The 22,070-nt window shown below is 70.7% G+C and carries 18 protein-coding genes; 6 read left to right on the forward strand and 12 right to left on the reverse strand.

All coding sequences use genetic code 11. The annotated features are described in order from the left end of the window. Positions 1-201: 201 nt before the first annotated feature. Genes ribB through ACS5RC_RS25050 form a run of 4 tightly spaced genes read right to left on the reverse strand, consistent with a single transcriptional unit; the run spans position 202 to position 4,181 of the window. A complete protein-coding gene (ribB, locus tag ACS5RC_RS25035; RefSeq protein WP_478346638.1) occupies positions 202-1,278 on the reverse strand; it encodes a 3,4-dihydroxy-2-butanone-4-phosphate synthase in 1,077 nt (358 codons plus the stop codon). Positions 1,279-1,324: 46 nt separating this feature from the next. Then, positions 1,325-2,413 (reverse strand): chorismate synthase, encoded by a 1,089-nt coding sequence (gene aroC / locus ACS5RC_RS25040; protein ID WP_478346639.1) that lies wholly within the window; start codon positions 2,411-2,413, stop codon positions 1,325-1,327. 32 nt (positions 2,414-2,445) lie between these two features. Continuing rightward, positions 2,446-3,051, reverse strand: a complete 606-nt coding sequence (locus tag ACS5RC_RS25045) for a DUF3578 domain-containing protein (protein ID WP_478346640.1) — start codon at positions 3,049-3,051, stop codon at positions 2,446-2,448. After that, the gene (locus ACS5RC_RS25050; RefSeq protein WP_478346641.1) at positions 3,048-4,181 is read right to left on the reverse strand and encodes an anhydro-N-acetylmuramic acid kinase; all 1,134 of its coding nucleotides are present in this window, start codon (positions 4,179-4,181) and stop codon (positions 3,048-3,050) included. Before ACS5RC_RS25050 ends, ACS5RC_RS25045 begins: the two co-directional genes overlap by 4 nt. A 188-nt stretch (positions 4,182-4,369) precedes the next feature. Between ACS5RC_RS25050 and tyrS the strand changes: the two genes are divergently transcribed. Further along, positions 4,370-5,641 carry a tyrosine--tRNA ligase gene (gene tyrS / locus ACS5RC_RS25055; protein WP_478346642.1) on the forward strand — a complete coding sequence of 424 codons (1,272 nt, stop codon included), beginning with the start codon at positions 4,370-4,372 and terminating at the stop codon, positions 5,639-5,641. Positions 5,642-5,852: 211 nt separating this feature from the next. Continuing rightward, positions 5,853-6,206 carry a hypothetical protein gene (locus tag ACS5RC_RS25060; protein WP_478346643.1) on the forward strand — a complete coding sequence of 118 codons (354 nt, stop codon included), beginning with the start codon at positions 5,853-5,855 and terminating at the stop codon, positions 6,204-6,206. A gap of 28 nt (positions 6,207-6,234) precedes the next feature. Here the strand turns inward: ACS5RC_RS25060 and ACS5RC_RS25065 are convergent, their stop codons facing one another. After that, positions 6,235-6,606 (reverse strand): DUF3140 domain-containing protein, encoded by a 372-nt coding sequence (locus tag ACS5RC_RS25065; RefSeq protein ID WP_478346644.1) that lies wholly within the window; start codon positions 6,604-6,606, stop codon positions 6,235-6,237. A gap of 188 nt (positions 6,607-6,794) precedes the next feature. On the opposite strand from ACS5RC_RS25065, the gene prfB reads away from it, so the two are divergent. Continuing rightward, positions 6,795-7,923 (forward strand): peptide chain release factor 2 gene (gene prfB / locus ACS5RC_RS25070; protein ID WP_478346645.1). Its coding sequence is split into 2 segments (ribosomal slippage): positions 6,795-6,863 and positions 6,865-7,923, totalling 1,128 coding nucleotides; the frame shifts between segments, so codons are not numbered across the junction. Positions 7,924-8,004: 81 nt separating this feature from the next. Here the strand turns inward: prfB and ACS5RC_RS25075 are convergent. Together ACS5RC_RS25075 and ACS5RC_RS25080 are read right to left on the reverse strand one after the other, a co-directional pair. Further along, on the reverse strand, positions 8,005-9,147 hold the full coding sequence (locus tag ACS5RC_RS25075) for a M23 family metallopeptidase (protein WP_478346646.1): 1,143 nt from the start codon (positions 9,145-9,147) through the stop codon (positions 8,005-8,007). Positions 9,148-9,249: 102 nt separating this feature from the next. Then, positions 9,250-9,717 (reverse strand): peroxiredoxin, encoded by a 468-nt coding sequence (locus tag ACS5RC_RS25080; protein WP_478346647.1) that lies wholly within the window; start codon positions 9,715-9,717, stop codon positions 9,250-9,252. A 147-nt stretch (positions 9,718-9,864) separates the two neighbouring features. Here ACS5RC_RS25080 and ACS5RC_RS25085 point away from each other — a divergent pair, with 147 nt between their 5' ends. After that, entirely contained in the window at positions 9,865-13,290 is a 3,426-nt protein-coding gene (locus tag ACS5RC_RS25085) for a YhdP family protein (protein ID WP_478346648.1), read from the forward strand. A 119-nt stretch (positions 13,291-13,409) separates the two neighbouring features. Here ACS5RC_RS25085 and ACS5RC_RS25090 read toward each other — a convergent pair whose 3' ends face one another. The 3 genes from ACS5RC_RS25090 to ACS5RC_RS25100 form a co-directional block, all read right to left on the reverse strand. Continuing rightward, the gene (locus ACS5RC_RS25090) at positions 13,410-13,631 is read right to left on the reverse strand and encodes a hypothetical protein (protein ID WP_478346649.1); all 222 of its coding nucleotides are present in this window, start codon (positions 13,629-13,631) and stop codon (positions 13,410-13,412) included. A 164-nt stretch (positions 13,632-13,795) separates the two neighbouring features. After that, complete coding sequence (locus ACS5RC_RS25095; RefSeq protein ID WP_478346657.1) at positions 13,796-15,013, reverse strand: LL-diaminopimelate aminotransferase; 1,218 nt, start codon at positions 15,011-15,013, stop codon at positions 13,796-13,798. 110 nt (positions 15,014-15,123) lie between these two features. Further along, entirely contained in the window at positions 15,124-15,450 is a 327-nt protein-coding gene (locus ACS5RC_RS25100; protein ID WP_478346650.1) for a hypothetical protein, read from the reverse strand. Positions 15,451-15,668: 218 nt separating this feature from the next. Between ACS5RC_RS25100 and ACS5RC_RS25105 the strand changes: the two genes are divergently transcribed. Then, positions 15,669-17,465: a PHA/PHB synthase family protein gene (locus tag ACS5RC_RS25105; protein ID WP_478346651.1), complete on the forward strand. Its 1,797-nt coding sequence runs from the start codon at positions 15,669-15,671 to the stop codon at positions 17,463-17,465. Between the two features lie 207 nt (positions 17,466-17,672). On the opposite strand, the gene ACS5RC_RS25110 is transcribed toward ACS5RC_RS25105, so the two are convergent. Then, entirely contained in the window at positions 17,673-18,998 is a 1,326-nt protein-coding gene (locus tag ACS5RC_RS25110; protein ID WP_478346652.1) for an OmpP1/FadL family transporter, read from the reverse strand. A gap of 401 nt (positions 18,999-19,399) precedes the next feature. On the opposite strand from ACS5RC_RS25110, the gene ACS5RC_RS25115 reads away from it, so the two are divergent. After that, positions 19,400-20,284 (forward strand): fumarylacetoacetate hydrolase family protein, encoded by an 885-nt coding sequence (locus tag ACS5RC_RS25115; protein ID WP_478346653.1) that lies wholly within the window; start codon positions 19,400-19,402, stop codon positions 20,282-20,284. A 460-nt stretch (positions 20,285-20,744) separates the two neighbouring features. Here ACS5RC_RS25115 and ACS5RC_RS25120 read toward each other — a convergent pair whose 3' ends face one another. Next, positions 20,745-21,713, reverse strand: a complete 969-nt coding sequence (locus tag ACS5RC_RS25120) for a hypothetical protein (RefSeq protein WP_478346654.1) — start codon at positions 21,711-21,713, stop codon at positions 20,745-20,747. Positions 21,714-22,070: the final 357 nt, after the last annotated feature.

Below are 22,070 nucleotides of genomic sequence, written 5' to 3' on the forward strand. Positions count from 1 at the left end.
CGCCGAAGGGGACACCGGCTCAGCACGGAGCGCGAATTCGTCCCGCTTCCGCCAGCGTCATCCGCGACCTGTGAGACAGCGCCTCTCCGAACCTGGGCCGTGAGGGTGCGGAGCCGCAGCGAGGGGTCGAGGCCGCCCCTTGCGATCCCTTCGCCGGATCCTCGCCCGGCCGCGGATCCAGTCGCGGCCGGTGCAGGGCCGCTATCCCTCCAGCAATTCGTCTCCGAGCAGCGCGATGCCGAAGCCGGAGAGGCCCACATAGGCCCGCGACGAGGTCGAGAGATTGCGGATCGAGACCACGCCGAGATCGCGCAGGATCTGGGCGCCGAGGCCGACCTCGCGCCATTGGCGCACGCGCTTGGCCTCCGTGCCCTCGTCGGCGACCCGCGACAGCGGGACCCCCGCGGTGCCGTCGCGCAGGTAGACGAGGATGCCGCGGCCCTCGCGGGCGAAGCGGGCCATCACCGCCTCGATCTGGCGCCCGCCCTCGATCACGTCGGCCACGACGTTCGAGCGGTGCAGCCGGACCAGCACGTCCTGGCCGTCGCCGATCTCGCCCTGCACGAAGGCGAATTGCTGGATCGACTCGAAGGGCGTGGTGTAGGCGTAGCCCGTCATCGCGCCGAACTCGGTCTTGACCGGGAACTGGCCGACCCGCTCGACCAGCTTGTCGCGGGCCTGCCGGTAGGCGATCAGGTCGGCCACCGAGACGCGCTTCAGGCCGTGCGTCTCGGCGAAGGCCGTGATCTGCGGCCCCTTCATCACCGTGCCGTCGTCGTTGGCGAGCTCGCAGATCACGCCCACCGGCGGGAGCTTCGCCAGCCGGCAGAGGTCGACGGCCGCCTCGGTATGGCCGGAGCGCATCAGCACGCCGCCGTCGCGGGCGATCAGCGGGAAGACGTGGCCGGGGCGCACGAAGTCGGCCGCGCCCATGTTGCCGTTGGCGAGCGCCCGCACCGTGTTGCAGCGCTGCTCCGCCGAGATGCCGGTGGTGAGCCCGTGCTTGACGTCGACGGTCACCGTGAAGGCCGTGCCGAGGGGGGCGTCGTTGGCGGCCACCATCGGGTCGAGATGGAGCCGGCGCGCCTCGTCGAGCGTGACGGGCGCGCAGACGATGCCGCAGGTGTTGCGGATGATGAAGGCCATCTTCTCCGGCGTGCAGAGCGCGGCCGCGACGACGAGGTCGCCCTCGTTCTCGCGGTCGTCGTCGTCGGTGACGACGACGATCTCGCCGCGGGCGAAGGCTTCGATGCAGGCGGTGACGGAGGCGTGGGACACGGCGTGGGCTCGGGCTGTCTCGATGATGGAGCGCGAGGGGGCGCGGTCAGCCGACCTGTCCCCGGTGGCGCAGATGGTGATCGGCGAGCACGCAGGCCATCATGGCCTCGGCCACCGGCACGGCGCGGATGCCGACGCAGGGGTCGTGGCGGCCCTTGGTGACGATCTCGGCGTCGCGCCCGTCGCGGGTGACGGTGTGGCGGGGCGTGAGGATCGAGGAGGTCGGCTTCACGGCGAAGCGGCAGACCAGGGGCTGGCCCGTGGAGATGCCGCCGAGCACCCCGCCCGCGTGGTTGGCGAGGAAGGTCGGGCCGTCGTTGCCCGCGCGCATCTCGTCGGCGTTGTCCTCGCCGCGCAAGGCGGCGCTGGCGAAGCCGTCGCCGATCTCGACGCCCTTGACCGCGTTGATCGACATCATCGCGGCGGCGAGGTCGGCGTCGAGCTTGCCGTAGACCGGTGCGCCGAGGCCCGGCGGCACGCCCTCGGCCACCACCTCGATCACGGCGCCGATCGAGGAGCCGTCCTTGCGGATGCCGTCGAGATAGCCTTCGTAGAAGGCCGCCATCTCGGCATCGGGGCAGAAGAACGGGTTGCGGGCGACCGCGTCCCAGTCCCAGCGGGCGCGATCGATCGCGTGCGGGCCCATCTGGACCAGGGCGGCCCGGATGGTGATCCCTGGGATGACCTTGCGGGCGACGGCGCCCGCCGCGACCCGCGCCGCCGTCTCGCGCGCCGAGGAGCGCCCGCCACCGCGATAGTCGCGGATACCGTACTTGGCCTCGTAGGCGTAGTCGGCGTGGCCCGGGCGGTAGCTGTCGCGGATCTCGGAATAGTCCTTGGAGCGCTGGTCGGTGTTCTCGATCATCAGCGCGATCGGCGTGCCGGTGGTGAGCTGGCGCCCGCCCGTGCGGTCGTCCGCGAACACGCCGGACAGGATCCGGACCTGGTCGGGCTCGCGCCGCTGGGTGGTGAAGCGCGACTGGCCGGGCTTGCGGCGGTCGAGCTCGGCCTGGATCTCCTCGGCCTCCAGCGGAAGGTTCGGCGGGCAGCCATCGACCACGCAGCCGAGCGCCACCCCGTGGCTCTCGCCGAAGGTGGTGACGCGGAACAGGTGGCCGAAGGTGTTGTGGGACATGGTGCGCGTGCTCTAGCGCGGGTTGCGGTGAGTCACAAACCGGGGAGCCCGTCGAGACCGCCGCGCGCCTTGAGCGCCCGGTAGGCCCCGATTCCCGTCGCGAGGTCGGCCCGCAGCCGGCGCTCGTCGCCGAGGTCGTCGAGGCCGTAGCTGAGCCCGAGGATGTGGGCGCCCTCGTAGCCCTCGGGCAGCGCGCCCGCGCTGCCGAGCCGGATGGCCCGAACGGGCAGGCGGCCGGCGAAGTCGGCGAGCCGGTCGCGCAGGGCGTCGCCGCTGGCGCGCAGATGGGCGTCGGCGCGCGGTCCGTGCGCGCGGATCGCCGCCACCGTGCCCTGTGCCAGCGAGAGGTGCACCGCCTCGCGGTCGGCGGGGAAGAGGTAGACGAGGTAGTAGCCCCGCGTGGCGCTGGTGGTGATCGCCGGATCGAAGATCGCGAGCCAGGGCACCGCCGCCCAGCGGGTGCCGCGACCGGGGCTGCCCTTGACCAGGAACGGCCCGTCGAGGCCGGCGAGCGCGCCGCGCAGTTCGTCGGCGGCGCTCTTGCGGATCAGGGCGGCGAGCGGGTGCCCGGCCGGCGGGTCGAGCCGGGCCAGCGGATACTCCTCGGCGATGCGCCGCAGGGCGTAGCCGAGGCTCACGGCTGCGCCAGCACCCCGCCGGTCATCGGCTCGCGCACGCCCGTCGTCGACGGCAGGGTGATCGGCAGGCCTTTCAGCGAGCGCACCGCGAGGTAGGCGAAGGCCTGGGCCTCGAGATAGGCCGAGGACCAGCCGATGGCGTCGGCGGTCGTGATCTCGGCGCGCAGATGGTAGTTCAGCAGCCGCACCAGCTCGCCGTTGCGCGCGCCCCCGCCCGCCACGATCCAGCGCGTCGGGATCTCGGGGGCGTGGTCCACCGCCCGCGCCACCGCCCGCGCGGTGAAGGCGGTGAGCGTCGCCGCGCCGTCCTCCGTCGAGAGCTGGCCCGCGAGCTTGTGCGAGAACCAGTTGCGGTCGAGGGATTTCGGCGGCCGGCGCAGGAAGAACGGGTGCATCAGGAGCCAGGCGAGGAGCGGCTCGTCCGGCCGGCCCCGCGCGGCGGTGCGCCCGCCGTCGTCGAGGTTCTTGTTCTCGCGCTCCTGCATCCACTCGTCGATCAGGGCGTTGCCCGGACCGGTGTCGAAGGCGATGATCCCGCCCTTCGAGTCGATCAGCGTCGCGTTGGCGACGCCCCCGATGTTGAGGATGCCGAAGGCGCCCTCGAAGCCCGAGGCCGCGGCCAGCGCCCGGTGGAAGACCGGCACCAGCGGCGCCCCCTGCCCGCCCGCCTCGATGTCGGCCCGGCGCATGTCCGAGACCACCGGGATGCCGAGCCGGGAGGCCAGCGCCTGACCGTCGCCGATCTGGATGGTGATGCGCTGGTCGGGCCGGTGGATCACGGTCTGGCCGTGGAATCCGATCACGTCGATGTCGGCGGGCGTCAGGCCGTTCTCGGCGAGGAAGCGCTCGACCGCCTCGGCATGGGCCAGGGTGACGAACGCCTCCGCCTCCGGCAGCCGGCCCGGCCGGTCGCCCGGCAGCACCACGCTCTCGGCATCCTTGGTGGCGGCGCGCAGCAGGACCTTCTCGTCGTCGGAATAGCCGCGGTAGCCGGTAGGTCCAAGCGGCTCGAGGAAGTTGTTGTGGCCCCGGACCACATGGACCGCCTCGCCGTCCGTCTCGATCAGGGCGATGTCGACGCCGTCCAGCGAGGTGCCGCTCATCAGCCCGATCGCGCGCATCATGCTCATCCCGCCATCCCCGGCGCCCGTGTCGCCCGTGCCTTTCGCGCGGCACCCGTGCCTTTCGCCGGGCACCCGTGCCTTTCGGCCGGCAGGCTGCTAAGAGCCGCGGCGCGCCCCGGTCTCCCAGGCCGGGGTGCTACCATGCGGGGCGCCGGCCTGTCCCGCCCGACGACATCCTCCGAGCCCGTACCGCCATGACCGAGTCCTTCGCGCCGCAATCCGAGTTCCTCAAGGTCCTCGTCGCGCGCGGCTACGTCCACCAAGCCTCCGATCTGGCGGGCATCGACGCGGCGGCGTGCGAGGGGCGGCTCACCGCCTATGTGGGCTACGATTGCACCGCGGCCTCGCTGCATATCGGCCATCTGCTCTCGATCATGATGCTGCACTGGCTGCAGAAGACCGGCGGCACCCCGATCACCCTCATGGGCGGTGGCACCACGCGGGTCGGCGATCCGTCGGGCCGCGACGAGTCGCGCAAGATCCTCAGCCTGGAGCAGATCGAGGAGAACAAGGCCGGCATCCAGAAGACCTTCACGCGCTTCCTCGAGTTCGGCGAGACCGGGAACGCCGCGCGGATGGTCGACAACGCCGAGTGGCTGACCAAGCTCAACTACATCGAGATGCTGCGCGACATCGGGCGTCACTTCTCGGTCAACCGCATGATGTCGATGGACAGCGTGCGCCTGCGCCTGGAGCGCGACCAGGAACTTTCGTTCCTGGAATTCAACTACATGATCCTGCAATCCTACGACTTCGTGGAGCTGAACCGCCGCCACGGCTGCATCCTGCAGATGGGCGGCTCGGACCAGTGGGGCAACATCGTCAACGGCGTCGATCTCGGCCGCCGCATGGGCACGCCGCAGCTCTATGCCCTGACCTGCCCGCTCCTCACGACGGCCTCGGGCGCCAAGATGGGCAAGACGGCGGCCGGCGCCGTCTGGCTCGATGCCGGAATGCTGAGCCCCTACGCTTACTGGCAGTTCTGGCGCAACACCGAGGACGCCGACGTGGAGCGCTTCCTCAAGCTCTTCACCCTGCTGCCGCTCCCCGAGATCGCGGCGCTCGCGGGCCGGGGCGGCGCGGCGATTAACGAGGCCAAGGTGGTGCTCGCCACCGAGGCGACCGCGCTGATGCACGGCCGGGAGGCTGCCGAGAGCGCCGCCGAGACCGCCCGCAAGACCTTCGTGGAGGGCACGCTCGCGACCGATTTGCCGAGCGTCTCGGTGCCCCGCGCGGTGCTGGAGGCCGGGCTCGGCGTGCTCACCGCCTTCGGGCCCGACTACGCCAAGCTCGTGCCCTCGACGAGCGAGGCGCGGCGCCAGATCAAGGGTGGCGGCCTCAGGGTCAACGACGTCCCCGTCGGCGACGAGCGGGCGGTGCTCGGCCTCGGCGACCTGACGGGCGAGGGCGTGATCAAGCTCTCCTTCGGGCGCAAGCGCCACGCGCTCCTGCGCGCCGAGGGATAGGGTTTCCGCCCGATGGAGGCGGGGACCGTATCGGGCTCAGCCCGCGCGGCGCGTCCGCGCCGGCCGGATCCGGATGGGCCGCAAAACGCGGGAAACCGGGGCCGGCATGCAGGATCGCAACGGACAGCGCCCCCCGCCTCGGCCATACTGGCCCGAACGACACGAGATCGGTGACCGGCCCGCCTGTGCCGGACCAGCGACGGAGATCCGCGTGACCCTGAAGCCCACCCCTGCCCTGCGCACGATCCTGGCTGCCGGCTGCTTGGCGGCCGGCCTTTCCGCCGCCGCCCAGGCGCAGCCGGTCTCCTACGTGTTCTACGGGCCGGACGGCCCGACCGTGCTCCAGGTCGACGCGGCCGGACGGCCGATCGTGCCCCCCGGCCGTCCCGACCTCGCGGTGCCGGCGGTGCCCGTCGCCGAGGTGATGAACGGCGGCGGCTTCGGGCTGACCGGCTTCGACTATTACAACGACCAATTCAGCGAGGGCCGCCTCGGCGCCCGCAGGAAGCCCCGCGCCTACGTGCTGGCCCCGGCCTACGTGGTGCCGCCGGTCCTGCCGCGCTGAGGGATCCGGATGCCGGGGCGCCCGCCCCTCAATCCTTCTGCGGGTCGTGGCCCCAGTTCATCAGGGACATGCGCCACGCGGAATCCGGGTCGTTGCGGGCCTTGCCGCCCTGCTTGAGATGGCGGTGGACGTAGCCCACCACCTTGTTCATGGCGGCGTAATCGTCCGCGCCGAGATCGGCCTTCTTCTTGTCCTTGATCGCGAGGATGCGCCGGCCCATCTCGTGGCCGGTCGATTCCCCGCCCTCCCCCGCCTTCTGGCCGACCGCCTTGCTCGCCTCGCTGTCGAGATGCTTCCGCAGCGCGGCCGGGGTCATGTTCACCGCGGCATTGAACGCCTTCCAGATCTCGGCGTGCTCGGTCTCCGGGTGATCGGTCTTCGGGTGATGGGTCTCGGCCATCGGCTCCTCCCTCGGTGGTGTCCGGCCGTCAACGCGCTGGGCGCGCCCGGTTCTTCGCGGCAGGCGGCGCTGTCCGTGCGGTCCGGGGACGCAGGGGTTGGCCCGGCGGGGCGTTTACAGGCGGAGACGCGGTCGGTATCACCCTCCACCGGCCCGAGGGCCCGACACCCATCCAAGCGAAACACAAGATGCGCGCCGAGATCGAGCAAGCCTCGGATGCCGCCAAGCAGTCGATCGGACTGCTGAGGAGGCATCTTTGACTGGGACACCGTCGATAAACGCCTCGCGGAGCTGAACGCCGCCTCCGAGGATCCCGCCCTCTGGAACGATGCCGAGGCCGCCCAGAAGGTCATGCGCGAGCGCCAGCAGCTCGACGAGGCCGCTAGTGCGATCCGCAAGCTCGAGCGCGATCTCGAGGACGGGGCCACGCTGATCGAACTCGGCGAGATGGAGGGCGACGAGGCCTCGATCGCCGAGGGCGAGGCCATGATCCGCGCCGTCGAGGCCGAGGCCGCGAGCCGGCAGGTCGAGACGCTGCTCTCCGGCGAGGCCGACGGCTTCGACACCTATCTCGAGGTCCATGCGGGCGCGGGCGGCACCGAGAGCCAGGACTGGGCCAACATGCTCCAGCGCATGTACGCGCGCTGGGCCGAGCGGCGGAAGTTCAAGGTCGACATCGTCGAGATGACCGACGGCGAAGAGGCCGGGATCAAGGGCGCCACGCTCCTGATCAAGGGCCACAACGCCTATGGCTGGCTCAAGACGGAATCGGGCGTGCACCGGCTGGTCCGGATCTCGCCCTACGACTCGAACGCGCGCCGCCACACGAGCTTCGCCAGCGTCTGGGTCTATCCGGTCGTCGACGACCGGATCGAGATCGAGATCAAGGAATCCGACTGCCGCATCGACACCTACCGCTCGTCGGGCGCGGGCGGCCAGCACGTCAACACCACGGATTCGGCCGTGCGCATCACGCACAACCCCACCGGCATCGTGGTGGCCTGCCAGCAGGAGCGCTCGCAGCACAAGAACCGGGCCACCGCCTGGAACATGCTGCGCGCCCGCCTGTACGAGGCCGAGCTGAAGAAGCGCGAGGAGAAGGCCAATGCCGAGGCCGCCTCCAAGACGGATATCGGCTGGGGCCACCAGATCCGCAGCTACGTGCTGCAGCCCTACCAGCTGGTGAAGGACCTGCGTACGGGCACGCAATCGACGGATCCGGACGCGGTGCTGGACGGCGCGATCGACCCGTTCATGGAGGCCTCGCTCGCCCAGCGGGTCTACGGCGGCGCCGACGTAGTCGAGGACATCGACTGAGCTTGGCCAAGCCGATCTTTGGCCAAGCCGATCTTTGGCCGCGCCGATCCCGATGACGGTCGGGATCGGTGCGGCGCCGTATCAGGGCGTCTCCGAGTCGGCGAGCCAGCGCCCTGCTTCGAGGAAGCGCACGGGATCGACCGGCTCCCCGTCGATCCGCGTCTCGTAATGCAGGTGGGCGCCCGTCGAGCGCCCGGTTGAGCCGACGCGGCCGACGAGGTCGCCCGCCCGAACCCACTGGCCCGGGGACACCGCGATCTGCCCGAGATGGGCGTAGCGCGTGGCGACGCCGCGGCCGTGATCGATCTCCACCATGTTGCCGTAGCCACCCGCGGATTCTGCCAGCACGACCTGGCCGGGCGCTGTGGCGCGGGCCGGCTCGCCCCATTCGGCCTTGAGGTCGAGCCCCGTATGCAGCGCGAGGCCCCGGGTGAACGGGTCGAGGCGGGTGCCGAAGGGGCTCGATACGCTGCTCCCGCCGAGGATGGGCCGGCGCAGGGGCAGCTCGGCCGCCATGCGGGCCAGCCGGTCCGCGTCGCCGAGCGACCGCTGGGTCAGCTCGAGCCCCTCCGCGAACGCGTCGCCCGAGACCGGCACCAGAGGCCCGCCGACGCCCGGGACGGGCGCGGCTCCGAACCGGGCGAGGTCGAGCCCGGTGAAGCGGATCAGGCCGCGCAGGCGCCGGATCGTCCGGTCGGCCCGCGCCGTCGCCTGCGCGAGGCCGTCGGCCTGAACCCCCTGCATCCGGTCGAGCCCGGCCTCCAATGCGGCGAGCCGCTCGGCGCTCAGGGATTCGACCTTGCGCCCTGTGCCGCTGCCGCGCAGCCCGAGATCGTCCGAGGCCGGATCGAACAGGATCGGCGCGGCCTCGCGGGGCGCCGGCTGCGGCGCTCCCGGCAACCGGGTGATGACGGATTGGCGCCGCTCCAGTTCGGCCTGCCGCTCGAGGGCCGCCGCGAGACGGCGCGCCAGCCCGGCCTCGAGTTCGGCCCGCGCCGCGCGCGCCGCATCGATCTCCGCGTGGAGCGCGCCGAGCCTGGCCTCGTAGGCCGTCTGCATCGCGCCCTCGCGGGCGAGGAGGCGGCCCAGCACGTCGTCGCGGAACAGCAGACCGTAGCTCGCCGCGGTCGCCCACAGGGTGGCGAGGCCGAGACAGGTCCCGAGCAGGGCGCGTCCGCGGGCCGGTTTCGCGAGAGGCTCGACGGCGGGGCGGGTGCGGCGCATGGCTGACGGCTCGATCGTGCCGCCAACCCATCGCGCCTCACAGTTAACGAAATCTGAACATGCCTACTCGCGGTGGCTACAGGATCGCCGATTCTGCAACCCTCAGGCGAGCGCGCGGGCGGCCTCAAGCACCGCCTCGGCATGGCCCGGGACCGAAACCTTCGGCCAGACCTTCGCGATCCGGCCCTCGCGGTCGATCAGCACGGTGGTGCGCTCCACGCCCATGTACTTGCGGCCGTACATGCTCTTCTCGACCCAGACGCCGTAGGCCTGGAGCGTCTCCTTGCTCTCGTCCGAGGCGAGGGGGAAGTTCAGGCCGTACTTGCCGCAGAACTTGTCGTGGCTCTTCACCGGGTCGGGCGAGAGGCCGACCACCCGCGCATCGGTCTCCGCGAAGGCGTCGAGGAGCGCGTTGAAGCCCTGCGCCTCCAGCGTGCAGCCGCTGGTGTCGTCCTTCGGGTAGAAATAGAGCACGACCTTGTGGCCGCGCAGGCCCGACAGGGCGACGCTCTGCCCGCCGGAGCCGGGCAGAGCGAAGTCGGGGGCCGGTTCGCCGCTCGTGAGGGTCATCGTGCCTTCCTTTCGGCCGATTGATGGTGTGCCTGGGCGAACGACCACGAAACAGCGGCTTCGACGGCCGATAAACCCGGTTCGTCCCCTCTCTTAAGGTGAGCGGGCGAGCCGATCCAGCGGTCAAGCTTCGAATGCAAGGTCTCGATGGCTGAGGAATCCGGGGGACGGACACGGCCTCGGAGGGGGCGCCGCTGGGGCGGCATCTGCGCGCTGGCCGCCCTGAGCCTCGTCCTTCTCGTGGCTCTCGTCGGGGGGCTCGCGGTGCTGCGCCTGACGGCCGGCCCGATCAGCCTCGACACCCTGTCCGGCCGGGTGGCCTCGGCGGTGGCCGAGCGCATCGGCCCCGGCTGGCGCATCGACCTGCGCGACAGCAGCCTCGAGCTCGATGCCGAGCATTCCCTGGCGCTGCGCATGGCCGGACTCGACATCCGCAATCCGCAGGGCGCCCTGGTGATGCGCGCGCCGCTCGCCGTCGTCAGCCTCGACAGCTGGAGCCTGCTCCGGCTCGCCGTGCAGCCGCGCTCGATCGAGTTCCGCGACGTGCAGATGACGGCCCTCGTCCACCACGACGGCTCGATCGCCTTCGCCTCGCCGGACCTCTCCCACCCCGGCGGGAGCGTGCCGCAGATCCTGCCGAGCGTGGATTCGGCCCGCGGCACGGTGTCGCCGCTCTCGGCCGGCCTCGCCTCGATCTTCGGGGTGGTGCTCGACTCGGCCGGCGTCGTCGGCGCCCTCGACCGGGCCCGGATCACCGATTCCCGCCTGACGCTCGTCGACGAGAACGGGCGGGCGCGCGCCGTGTTCGAGCGCGTCAACGGCCTGTTCGGGCGCGACCCGCGCCAGGATGCCCGCCTGTTCGAGCTGCGCATCGACGGGCCGCACGGGGAATGGCGGTTCGGCGGGACGCTGCGCGAGGCGGCCGACGGGCTGCGCACCGGCGTCATCAGCCTCGACGACCTCCCGGTCACCGATCTGATGCTGCTGTCCGGCCAGTCGAAGCTGCCGGTGACCACCGACCTCAAGCTCTCCGCCCGCGCGGACGTCGCCCTGAAGGCCGGCCGCATCGAGACGATGGCGGCGAGCCTCCGCACCGGGGACGGCTCGCTCCTCATCGAGGAGAAGGATTTCAACCCCGTCACCATCGACAGCCTGACGGCCCATGCTCGCTGGGACGAGGCCGCCCGGGTGATGACCCTGACCGACCTCGATTATCGCGGCGCCGGCAACGCGGTGCGTCTCGCCGGGACCTGGAGCGCGAGCCCGGACGGGGCCGACACCGCCTGGACCGCGGTCCTGTCGGGCCGGGACGCGCTGCTGCGGGGCGCCGCACCCAAGGACGTGCCCGTGCGCCTCGACACCCTGGAGGCGCATCTCTCCGGGCGGGCCGGCGGCGTCGGCATCGACGGTCTCACGCTGACGGGTGCGGGGATCAAGGGGCGGATGAGCGGGACCCTCGGCACCACCGCCGACGACGACGGCCTGACGCTGCACGTCGCGGCCCAGGACAGCGAGGCCCGCACCGCCCTCCGGCTCTGGCCCGAGAACATCGCCCCGGGCGCCCGCAACTACCTCGTGGACCAGCTCCGGGCCGGACGGATCGAAACGGTCGACATCCGGGTCGACATGTCGGGCAGCGAGCTCGCCGCCGCCGCAAAGGGCGACCCGATGCCCGACGGCGCGGTCCATATCGACTTCAAGATCTCGGACGCGACGCTGGAGATCTCGCCCGACGCGCCGCCCCTGACCCGGGGCGCCGTCATCGGCACCATCACCGGGCGCACCACCCGCATCCACGACATCACCGCCGACGTGCGCATGGCCGACGGGCGCACGCTCGGGATCGGCGACGGCAGCTTCGTCATCCCGGAGATCACGCCGGAGCGGGTGACCGCCCAGGTCGGCCTGCGCCTCGCGGGCGGGGCCGATGCGCTCGCGGCCCTGCTGCAGACCCGGATGTTCAAGAGCCTCACCAGCGCCGATCTCGACCCGGCCACGGTGAAGGGCACGGCGGACCTGCGCATCGATTTCCCGCTCAACCTGAAGCAGATCCCGGATCTGGCCGACCTGCCGGTGAGCCTGACCGGCACCCTGGCCGATCTCTCCGTCGACAAGGTGGTGGGCAAGGACCGGCTCGAGGCCGGCCGCTTCGCGGTCTCGTACGATCGCACCGGCTTCGGCCTGAAGGGGGAGGCCCGGGTGCTCGGCGCACCAGTCAGCCTCGACCTGCGCCAGCCCCGGACGGGCGGAGGCGGCGAGGTGGCGGTCGCCGTGGCCCTCGACGAGGCCTTCCGCGCCCGGAAGGGCCTGCCGACCGGGGTTCAGCTCAGCGGCACGATCCCCGTCAAGGCGGTGGTGCCGCTTGGGCGCGGGGCCAGGACGCCCGTGCGGGTCGAGGCGGACCTGACCCGGGTGGGCACGGACGGGCTGATCCCGGGCCTCGTCAAGGCGGCGGGCAAGCCCGGGCGCCTCAGCCTCACCCTCACCGATACCGGCCCCGGCGCCGAGCTGCGCGACATCGTCCTCGATGCCGGCGTGGCCTCGGCCCGCGGCAGCGCCACGATCGGCGAGTCGGGCCTGGAGCGGGCCGAGCTGACGAGCCTCAAGCTGTCGCCGGGCGACGACATGCGCGTCACCGTCGACCGGGCCGGGACCGGCTACCGCGTCTCCGTGCGCGGCGCGGTCGCCGATGCGCGCCCCTTCCTGAAATCGCTTACCGGGCCGGATCAGAAGGGCAAGGAGGCGAGCCCCAAGGACATCGACGCGGATATCGCGCTCGGCATCCTCACGGGCTTCAACGACGAGGCGCTGACCGGTGCGAGCCTCAAGCTCGCGCTGCGCGGGCGCGACCTCCGCTCCGCCGCGATCAGCGGCCGGTTCCGCTCCGCGCCGTTCTCGGCGAGCGTCGGCCGAGCCGAGCGCGGCGTGCCGGTGCTCCAGGTCGAGGCGGCGGATGCGGGCGCAACCCTGCGCTTCGTGGACATCTACCGCCGGATGCACGGCGGCAAGCTCAGCGCGGGGATCAACCTGAACGACGGCCCGCAGGCGGGGGTGGTCCAGATCCGCAACTTCGTCCTGCGCAACGAGCCGGCCCTGTCGAGCATCATGGCCCAGGGGCCCGACACGCCGGAAGCGGTGGACGCCCGCGGCCGGCGCCGGCCCGCCCAGCCTTCGAGCGAGGTCACCTTCGACCGGATGCGCGCCAACTTCGTGCGTAGCGGAAGCCGGGTCGAGTTCACCGATGCGGCGATCTCGAACGCCGCGATGGGCTTCACGCTCTCGGGCTACCTCGACACGGCGCGCGAGCAGACCGACATCAACGGCACCTTCGTGCCGCTCTACGGACTCAACAACGTGGTGGCGCAGGTGCCGCTGTTCGGGCCGCTGCTGGCCGGCGGCCACAACGAGGGCCTGTTCGCCCTGAACTTCCGGGTGAAGGGACGGCTTGCCACGCCCGACGTCAGCGTGAACCCGCTCTCGGCGGTGGCGCCGGGCTTCCTGCGCAAGCTCTTCAGCGCCGGGGGCGGTCCCTTCGTGGATGGCCAGCCCGACGCGCCGACGAGCGACCGCTAGGCGCAACGGCGACGCGCCTCCCCGGAGGCTGGACATCGTCCGCCATCGGGGATCCGTCGGTCCGTGCGGGCCGCGTCATTCCCCGTCCGTGGGCGCGCGCGTCGTCCCGGACGCGCCGCTCACCCCTTCGAGCGCAGCACCACCGTGGGCTCGCGGCGCACCGGCTGGCAGCCGGTGTCGAAGGCGTTGAGGGGGAGCGGCCGCGACTCGCAGACGAAGGCGTCCTGCGGGCCGGGCGCGGGCACCGGGTCGCGGGCGATGATCGGGTTCGGCGCGCAGGCGCCGAGCCCGCCGAGCACGAGGGCGGCGATCAGGGCGGCAGGCAGGTTGAGACGGCGCATGCACCCTCGGACGCGGGAAAGACGTGTGGGACCCCTCGCCCCGAACCCTGCGCAAGGCCGGCAGCGCTGACAAGCGCGCCGGCCGCTCCGCCGCGGCTTTGGCGCGCCCTGTCGCCCCGCCGCAACAACCCGGACGGGTGCGAGCCCTGCGCCGCGCCGTCGCCTCAGCCGGCCTTGGCCATCGGCACGACGTTGTGCAGGGTCTTGTCGGCGGTGTCGAAGAAGCGCCGGATGTTGCGCGCCGCCTGGCGGATGCGCTGCTCGTTCTCGACCAGGGCGATGCGGACGTAGTCGTCGCCGTACTCGCCGAAGCCGATGCCCGGTGCCACCGCGACGTCGGACTTCTCCAGGAGGAGCTTGGAGAATTCGAGGCTGCCGAGGGGCCGGTACTTCTCGGGGATCGGCACCCAGGCGAACATCGAGGCCGAGGGCGACGGGATGGCCCAGCCGGCCTTGCCGAAGGAATCCACCAGGGCGTCGCGGCGCTTCTTGTAGATCGCCCGCATCTCGTGGATGCAATCCTCGGGGCCGTTGAGCGCCGCGGTCGCCGCCACCTGGATCGGCGTGAAGGCGCCGTAATCGAGGTAGGACTTCACCCGGGAGAGGGCGGCGAGCAGGCGCTCGTTGCCCACCGCGAAGCCCATGCGCCAGCCGGCCATCGAGAAGGTCTTCGAGAGCGAGGTGAACTCGACGGTGCAGTCGATCGCCCCCGGCACCTGCAGCACGGAGGGCGGCGGCTCGCCGTCGAAATAGACCTCGGCGTAGGCGAGGTCCGAGAGCAGGATCAGCTCGTGCTTCTTGGCGAAGGCGACGAGGTCCTTGTAGAAATCGAGCCCCGCCACGTACGCGGTCGGGTTCGAGGGGTAGCAGACCACGAGCGCCACCGGCTTCGGGATCGAGTGCTGCACCGCCCGTTCCAGCGCCGGGAACATCGCGGGCGTCGGCTCGGCCGGAACGGAGCGGATCACTCCGCCCGCCATCAGGAAGCCGAAGGCGTGGATCGGGTAGCTGGGGTTGGGCACCAGCACCACGTCGCCGGGCGCCGTGATGGCCTGCGCCATGTTGGCGAAGCCTTCCTTCGAGCCCAGCGTCGCCACCACCTGCGTGTCGGGGTTCAGGCTGACGCCGAAGCGGCGCTGGTAGTAGCCGGCCTGGGCGCGGCGCAGGCCCGCGATGCCCTTCGAGGCCGAGTAGCGGTCGGTGCGCGGGCGCCCGGCCGTCTCGCACAGCTTGGCGATGACGTGCTTCGGGGCGTCGAGGTCGGGATTGCCCATGCCGAGATCGATGATGTCGGCGCCGTTGGCGCGGGCGGCGGCCTTGATCCGGTTCACCTGCTCGAAGACGTAGGGAGGCAGGCGCTTGATGCGGTGGAAGTCGGTCATGGCGTTGTCCATCGCGCACGATCCCGTGACTGGCGTCTGAAGGTGTCCGGGGAGGCGGTCGGCCTGTCTAACACGGAAGATTCGGGCCGCCGACCCTTAAAACGATCCGGCTACGGCGTCGGCGCCGCCTCCGGAGCCCCGCCCGGTTTCGGAGCCGGCGCGGGGTTCACCGCCCTGCCCGCGCTCTCGGCCGCGCGACCGCGGGCGACGTTGCGGCTGCGGGCGCCCTCGAGCTCGCTCTCCAGCGCCTTCTGCCCGTCGCCGGACTTGGCACGCACGGGGCGCGGCGCGGCCGAGACGCCGACCGGCAGGAAATCGCCCCCGTCCTTGCGGGTCCGCGTCACGAAATCCGGCGCGTCCGGGCCTTTCGGAGCGGGCCCGGCGACGCCCAGCGTGCGCAGCGGGCTGACATCGCCCGAGCACGCCCCCGCGCTCAACGCCGCCGCGACGGCGAACGCCCTTCCGATCGGGCGGAGATGGAGGCGTACGGGCGAGAACATGCAGGGGATGTATCGGCGGCGCGGCAGGGCGGTCTGGCGAAACCTCTGGCTCGCGCGTTAATTTGTCGGAAACGAGGCCCGTCCGCGCCGATCCGGCGTCAGGGCCCGCGCCCCGCATCGTTCAGGTGCGGGCGATCACAGGGAGTGACGCACGCGTGACGACGCCGCAGACACCGACGCCTCCCCTGCCCGACATCGACGCCCTGTCGCGCAATGCCGGCCTGTTCGTCGAGGCGATGAAGCGCAACGCCGCGGCCCTGCTCAAGCCGGCCGACGGCGCGGCCCTGTCGAAGGGGCCCTCCGACGAGGTCAACGACATGGTGCGCACGCTGGGCGCCGTGGCCGAGCGCTGGCTCACCGATCCCCAGAAGACGATCGAGGCGCAGACGAAGCTCGGCGAGGCGTTCGTCTCCCTGTGGGGCAACACCTTCCTGCGGCTCCAGGGCAACGACGCGCCGCCGGTCGCCGCGCCCGAGCCGAAGGATCCGCGCTTCGCGCATGCCGAGTGGACCTCGAACCCCTATTTCGATTTCATCAAGCAGAGCTACCTGATCCTGGCGCGCTGGGCCGAGGATCTCGTCGATCAGGCCGAGGGGCTCGACGAGCACACCCGCCACAAGGCGCAATTCTACCTGCGCCAGATCACCAGCGCGGCCTCGCCGTCGAACTTCGTGCTCACCAATCCCGAGCTCCTGCGGCACACGCTCTCCGAGAACGGCGCCAACCTCGTGCGCGGCCTGCAGATGCTCCAGGAGGACATCGAGGCCGGCAAGGGCGAGTTGCGCGTGCGCCAGACCGATCCCTCGAGCTTCGAGGTCGGCCGCAACGTCGCGGTCAGTCCCGGCGAGGTGGTGTTCCGCAACGATCTGATCGAGCTGCTTCAGTACGCGCCCACCACCGAGACGGTGCTGAAGCGCCCGTTCCTGATCGTGCCGCCGTGGATCAACAAGTTCTATATCCTCGATCTCAACCCGCAGAAGAGCTTCATCGGCTGGATGGTCTCGCAGGGCCTGACCGTGTTCTGCATCTCCTGGGTCAACCCGGACGCGCGGCACGCGGAGAAGGATTTCGAGAGCTACATGCGCGAGGGCATCGAGGCGGCGATCGACGCGATCGGCGTCGCCACCGGCGAGCGCGAGGTGGCGGCGGCGGGCTATTGCGTCGGCGGCACGCTGCTCGCCGTGACGCTCGCCATGCAGGCGGCCACCGGCAACCGGCGGATCACCAGCGCGACGCTGCTGACCACGCAGGTCGACTTCACCCATGCGGGCGATCTCAAGGTCTTCGCCGACGAGGAGCAGATCCGGCAGGTCGAGGCTCGGATGGCCGAGCGCGGCTACCTCGACGGCGCGCGCATGGCCAATGCCTTCAACATGCTGCGGCCGAACGACCTGATCTGGTCCTACATCGTCAACAACTACGTCAAGGGTAAGCCGCCCTCGGCCTTCGACCTGCTGTACTGGAACGCCGACGCCACCCGGATGCCGGCCGCCAACCACTCATTCTATTTGCGCAACTGCTACCTCGAGAACAACCTCGCCAAGGGCAAGATGGTCCTCGGCAACGTCCGCCTCGACCTCAAGAAGGTGAAGGTGCCGATCTTCAACCTCGCCACCCGCGAAGACCACATCGCCCCCGCGCTGTCGGTCTTCGAGGGCTCGCGCAAGTTCGGCGGCCCGGTCGACTACGTCCTGGCAGGCTCGGGCCACATCGCGGGCGTCGTCAATCCGCCCGCCAAGCCGAAATACGGCTTCTGGACCGGCGGCCCCGCGAAGGGCACCCTGGAGCAGTGGATCTCGGCCGCCGTCGAGAACAAGGGCTCGTGGTGGCCCTACTGGTTCTCCTGGCTGGAGCGGCAGGCCCCCGAGCGGGTGCCCGCGCGCAAGCCCGGCGGCGACGCCCTGCCCTCGCTCGGGCCGGCGCCCGGCACCTACGTGCGCATGAAGGCGTGAGCGGCGCGTCGCCCGATCCCGTCCGTTCGGGATCGGGGTCGCCTCGCATCCGCCGCCGGACGGGAGCGCCTCGGAGGGGGAGGCGGCGCCGGCACTGCGGAGGATCCCGCTTCCCCGACGCGAAACGCCCGGCGCCGCTGCTGCGACACCGGGCGTTTCGACGATTCGGAGCGTCCCGTCAGGCCGGGGCGCCCGAGGCCTCCCGCCTCAGTACTTGCGCACGAGCGGCGCCGGGACGGGCTTGGCCACCTCGCCGAAGACGTAGCGGAAGCCGACCGAGACGATGTCGGCGCTGGCGTCGGTGACGCCCGCGAAGGCGATGTTGCCGACGTTGTAGTCGCGCCCGATGCCGGCCAGGATCCGGTTGCGGTCGAGGAAGAAGTGCGAGTAGGCGACGTTCAGCGTCAGCTTCTCGCTGTAGCGGTAGCTCGCACCGACCGAGAGATTGATGCGGTCGCCGTCGGGCAGGCGCACCGAGCGGTTCGAGAAGTCGATCGGCGAGACCTCGTAGGCGAGGCCGCCGCGCACCGTCAGGCTCTGCGACCAGTCGTACTCGGCACCGATCGAGTAGTTGAACCCGTCCTTGTAGAAGAGCGGCAGGTTGCTCACCGGCACGCCGAGCGTCCGCGAGACGATGCCGACATTGCCGAGCCGGGTCCAGTTGTCCCACTCGAAGCCGAGATTGATCCGGGCGTTCGGGGCGACCGCCTGGGTCAGGCCGACGCTGACCTTCTCGGGCGTGTTGAGGTTCGAGGTGACCTGACCGGCGGTGCGGGCGAGCGCCACCAGCGGCACGCCGATCGAGCCCTCGATGTCGTGGTGGACCGAGGAGCGGTAGCCGAAGCCCAGCACGGTTCCGGCCCAGGGGGTGATCGTGGCACCCGCGGTGTAGCCCACGCCCCAGGACTCGCCCTTCAGGAAGGCGCTCGGATAGGTGGTGGGCAGGATGCCGGGGATCGGCAGCGCCTGGCGCAGGGTGAGGCGGAAATACTCGATGTTCGGCCCGGCCGCGATCGAGAGCCACTCGTTGACCTTGAACCCGATGACCGGGTTGAAGGCGAGCGAGAAGATCCGGCTCGAGCGGCCGTAGACCTCGCCGGCCCAGGTCTGGTTCGGCTTGGTCACGAGGCCGAAGGGCGCGCCCGTGGAGAGACCGAGCCAGATCCGGTCGTTGAGCTGGTAGGAGGTGGCGCCCGCCGGCACCACGGCGCCCTGCCCGATCTCGCCGGAGCCGCCGAGCGGCAGGAAGCCCGGATTGGTGCCGACCGTCGGCTTGATCTCAGCCGACAGGTTGATGAAGGTGAGGTTCTGCTCCGTCACCCAGCCCGGCCGCATCGTGATGACGGCGGGGTTCCAGAACATCGAGGAGACGCCGCCGGAGCCCGAGGCGGCGCCCGCGAACGACAGGCCCTGCGCTTCCGTGCTCTGCTCACGGATGCCGAAGGCGCCGGCCCAACCCTCCGTCGTACCGGCGACGGACCATCCGGCGGCGGCCACGCCCGCCAGGGCAAGTGCCCGAACCCAACGTGTCATCTCAAGCGAGCTCCCGATCTTGTTCGACGGTGCTGGATTCCCGACGCGATGTCCGGGCTGGCACCTTGACAATGACAATGAACGAACGACGAGTTCTCCGCAAGAAGAATGAAGTCAAATATTACCAAATATTAGGCGCTGATTTTTCCGTCGACGACTGCATTCACGACAGGACGGCAGGATTCGTGGCCTTCGGCCCCGTGACCCAGCAGAATAGTTCACATGTAAACTGCCCGGTTCGCGAAGCGCCCGTCACGCTTTCGCGCGGGTTTGTTGCTCTGAGGCAACAAATGAGCATCCGGCCGGGGCGTCCCCCGGGGAACGCCCCCGGCCGCTCGGCGCTTGCACCGGTTCGGCCGGGTCGCCATGGTCCGGCCGCTGCAACCTCCGGAGAGAGAGCGATGAAGCTGATCCGCCACGGTGCCCAGGGCGACGAGAAACCGGGCCTCGTCGATGCCAGGGGCGGCTACCGCGACCTCTCGGCGGTCCTGCGCGATATCGCCGGCCCCGCCCTGGCGCGCGAGTCCCTCGACCGGCTGCGGATGATCGATCCCGAGTCGCTGCCGCTGCTGCCGCCGGGCACCCGCCTCGGACCCTGCGTCGGCGGCACCCGCAACTTCGTGGCGATCGGGCTGAACTTCGCCGACCACGCCGCCGAGACCGGATCGCCGATCCCGGCCGAGCCGATCCTGTTCAACAAGGCGCCGTCCTGCATCAGCGGCCCGAACGACCCGGTGATCATCCCCAAATCCTCGGCCAAGACCGATTGGGAGATCGAGCTCGCCGTGGTGATCGGCGCGCGGGCGAGCTACGTCCATGCCAACGAGGCGCTCGACTACGTCGCGGGCGTCTGCATCTGCAACGACGTCTCCGAGCGCGCGTGGCAGATGGAGCGCGGCGGCACCTGGACCAAGGGCAAGGGCTGCCCGACCTTCGGGCCGATCGGCCCCTGGCTCGTCACCCTCGACGAGATCCCGGACCTGAAGAACCTCGGCATGAGCCTCGATGTCGGCGGGCAGCGCATGCAGACGGGCTCCACCGCGACGATGATCTTCGACGTGCCCCAGCTCGTGGCCTACACCTCGCACTTCATGATGCTGGAGCCGGGCGACATCATCACCACCGGCACGCCGCCCGGCGTCGGCCTCGGCATGAAGCCGCCGCGCTACCTCCGACCCGGCGAGGAGATGGTCCTGCGCATCGACGGCCTCGGCGAGCAGCGCCAGCGCGTCATCGCCTTCGACGACTGGACCGCGAAGGTCTCGGCGGGCGAGCCGACGGCGTGAGGGACCGCGCGCCCACGGCTCCGTCGGGGCGCCCCGCGACGGAGCCGGGCGCGCGCGCCGCCTCCGTCGGCCGGTCGAACTGGCCGCCGGTCGGCAGGCGGGCGGCGCATCCTCGGATACGGAGCGGACCGGGCCGGCCTATCGCGGCGCCGACCCGCCATGGATCGCCGCATCGAGCGTGTTGCCCTTCGCGGCTACGGCGCGGGCCGGCCCGTCGAGGGCCGCCGCATGCGTCGCAGCATCGGGCATCGCGGCTCTGCGCCATCGCCGCTTCGGCGACGGGCGCACTCTGCCTGTTCCCATAACCGCTGACGGAGTGACTTTGAAGACACAAGGTAATTTCCGGGCCTTACCCAAAATGGCTGCTGACGCTGTACCTTTTTCCCTCGGGCAATACGCAGGTTTGTACCCAAATGCCGCGGCCCCCTTTGAGGCAAGCCATCCCTTTGCATTACCTGCCTCATTCGGCTCGCTCAGCAGGGTGCCCTTTCCGTCGCGCCCGGTATGCCTCCGCCTCCTCAGAATTCGTCATCGCTTCCTCCGCCTCCCGATAACGGTAGACTTCGACGAAGTGGCCAGTAGGGACCGGGGCGTGGCTTAAGTCCGCCTTCTTGACGATCTGCCTCGTCACGGGGCGTGACAGGCCGTATCGCTCGGCAAGATGTCGGATCGTACCGTATTCCTTGCAGAACTGCTCGAAGTCGTCGTTCCGCACCCACCACTGCTTGTTCGTGCGCCCGAGGACTTGGCTGGCCGGGACGAGATCGGCCTTCACCAAGCCGAGAAAACCCCAATAGTTGACGCCGAACCGCTTGGCCGCCTCTTCTAGCAGCATGCTGTCGGCGGGCTGGTCATGAAGCGCGAGCACGTCGCCGACGGACACGAGAACGCCTCTCAAGCCCGGCGTCCTCAAGAGCCTCCCCCGTGCGCGCACGCGGCCTACGAGAAGAAGCGGCATCAGACGGTCCATGCCGATCCTCGCTTTGAAGGACGCCAATGGAATGCCGGCCTCATCGTCCAGGGGAACTGCCCGTTCCGGTGCACCCCCAGCCAGTTGGTCCACCAGGGACGCGAGCTCGCGTAGCGAGTAGTTCCTGCCGCGCCGACTCTCCACGAGAGGTTCCCTGACGGCGACCAAGCCGGCATCGACCAAGCGCTCGAAAGCTGGGACGCTGATCCCCAGCCAAAGGGCGGCGTGCCGCTGGCTCAGCGTATCAGAGAGAAGCTCGCGCATCTTCGAAACCGCGTCGCCGTCGAGAAGCAGCCTCGACAGCGGGGTGCTGTTCGACGGGACTAGGCCGTGAAGCTTTGCGATCTCGAAGTACGTCGGCCGGTCAATCCGCGCCTCTCGCGATGCCGTCGTGAGCGTGATGCCCGGTTGCGCGGACAGCCTCGTCCTGCCGGCGTGGTGGCGCACAATCTCGCGCATGGGGTCCAAGGATGGTTCGGTTGAGCTGAGGAGCCACCTCGACAACGCACCGTAGGCGGTCCTGGCGGACAGATCCCGCCTGTTCCGCGCTGGCACGTCGGCCACCATGCGGTCCAAGATGCCCTCGTAGGAGGTTGGCCAGTCCGCGAGCAACTCCAGTCCTCGGCGGCTCGCGGTGGCCGTCGTTGGCCGATCGGCCTTCCTCAGGGCGAGCCGCTGCCCATGTTCGGCGACCTGACCTGACCGGTATTTTGGACCGAGCCAGTTGCGAGGCTACTGCATGGTGGCGGCCATGGGTAGCCGGAAGGCCAGATCGGGGTAGCTGACGGGCGCGGGCGGCCGATAGCCCAAGGACGA

It is taken from the genome of Methylobacterium sp. HJ2 (assembly GCF_056431005.1).

Coding starts and splice junctions, on each gene's coding strand:
- ACS5RC_RS25115 (WP_478346653.1), top strand. CDS start 19,400: ATGAAGCTGATCCGCCACGGTGCCCAGGGCGACGAGAAACCGGGCCTC.
- ACS5RC_RS25085 (WP_478346648.1), top strand. CDS start 9,865: ATGGCTGAGGAATCCGGGGGACGGACACGGCCTCGGAGGGGGCGCCGC.
- ACS5RC_RS25080 (WP_478346647.1), bottom strand. CDS start 9,717: ATGACCCTCACGAGCGGCGAACCGGCCCCCGACTTCGCTCTGCCCGGC.
- aroC (WP_478346639.1), bottom strand. CDS start 2,413: ATGTCCCACAACACCTTCGGCCACCTGTTCCGCGTCACCACCTTCGGC.
- ACS5RC_RS25110 (WP_478346652.1), bottom strand. CDS start 18,998: ATGACACGTTGGGTTCGGGCACTTGCCCTGGCGGGCGTGGCCGCCGCC.
- ACS5RC_RS25075 (WP_478346646.1), bottom strand. CDS start 9,147: ATGCGCCGCACCCGCCCCGCCGTCGAGCCTCTCGCGAAACCGGCCCGC.
- ACS5RC_RS25065 (WP_478346644.1), bottom strand. CDS start 6,606: ATGGCCGAGACCCATCACCCGAAGACCGATCACCCGGAGACCGAGCAC.
- ACS5RC_RS25095 (WP_478346657.1), bottom strand. CDS start 15,013: ATGACCGACTTCCACCGCATCAAGCGCCTGCCTCCCTACGTCTTCGAG.
- tyrS (WP_478346642.1), top strand. CDS start 4,370: ATGACCGAGTCCTTCGCGCCGCAATCCGAGTTCCTCAAGGTCCTCGTC.
- ACS5RC_RS25120 (WP_478346654.1), bottom strand. CDS start 21,713: ATGCGCGAGATTGTGCGCCACCACGCCGGCAGGACGAGGCTGTCCGCG.
- ACS5RC_RS25050 (WP_478346641.1), bottom strand. CDS start 4,181: ATGAGCATGATGCGCGCGATCGGGCTGATGAGCGGCACCTCGCTGGAC.
- ACS5RC_RS25090 (WP_478346649.1), bottom strand. CDS start 13,631: ATGCGCCGTCTCAACCTGCCTGCCGCCCTGATCGCCGCCCTCGTGCTC.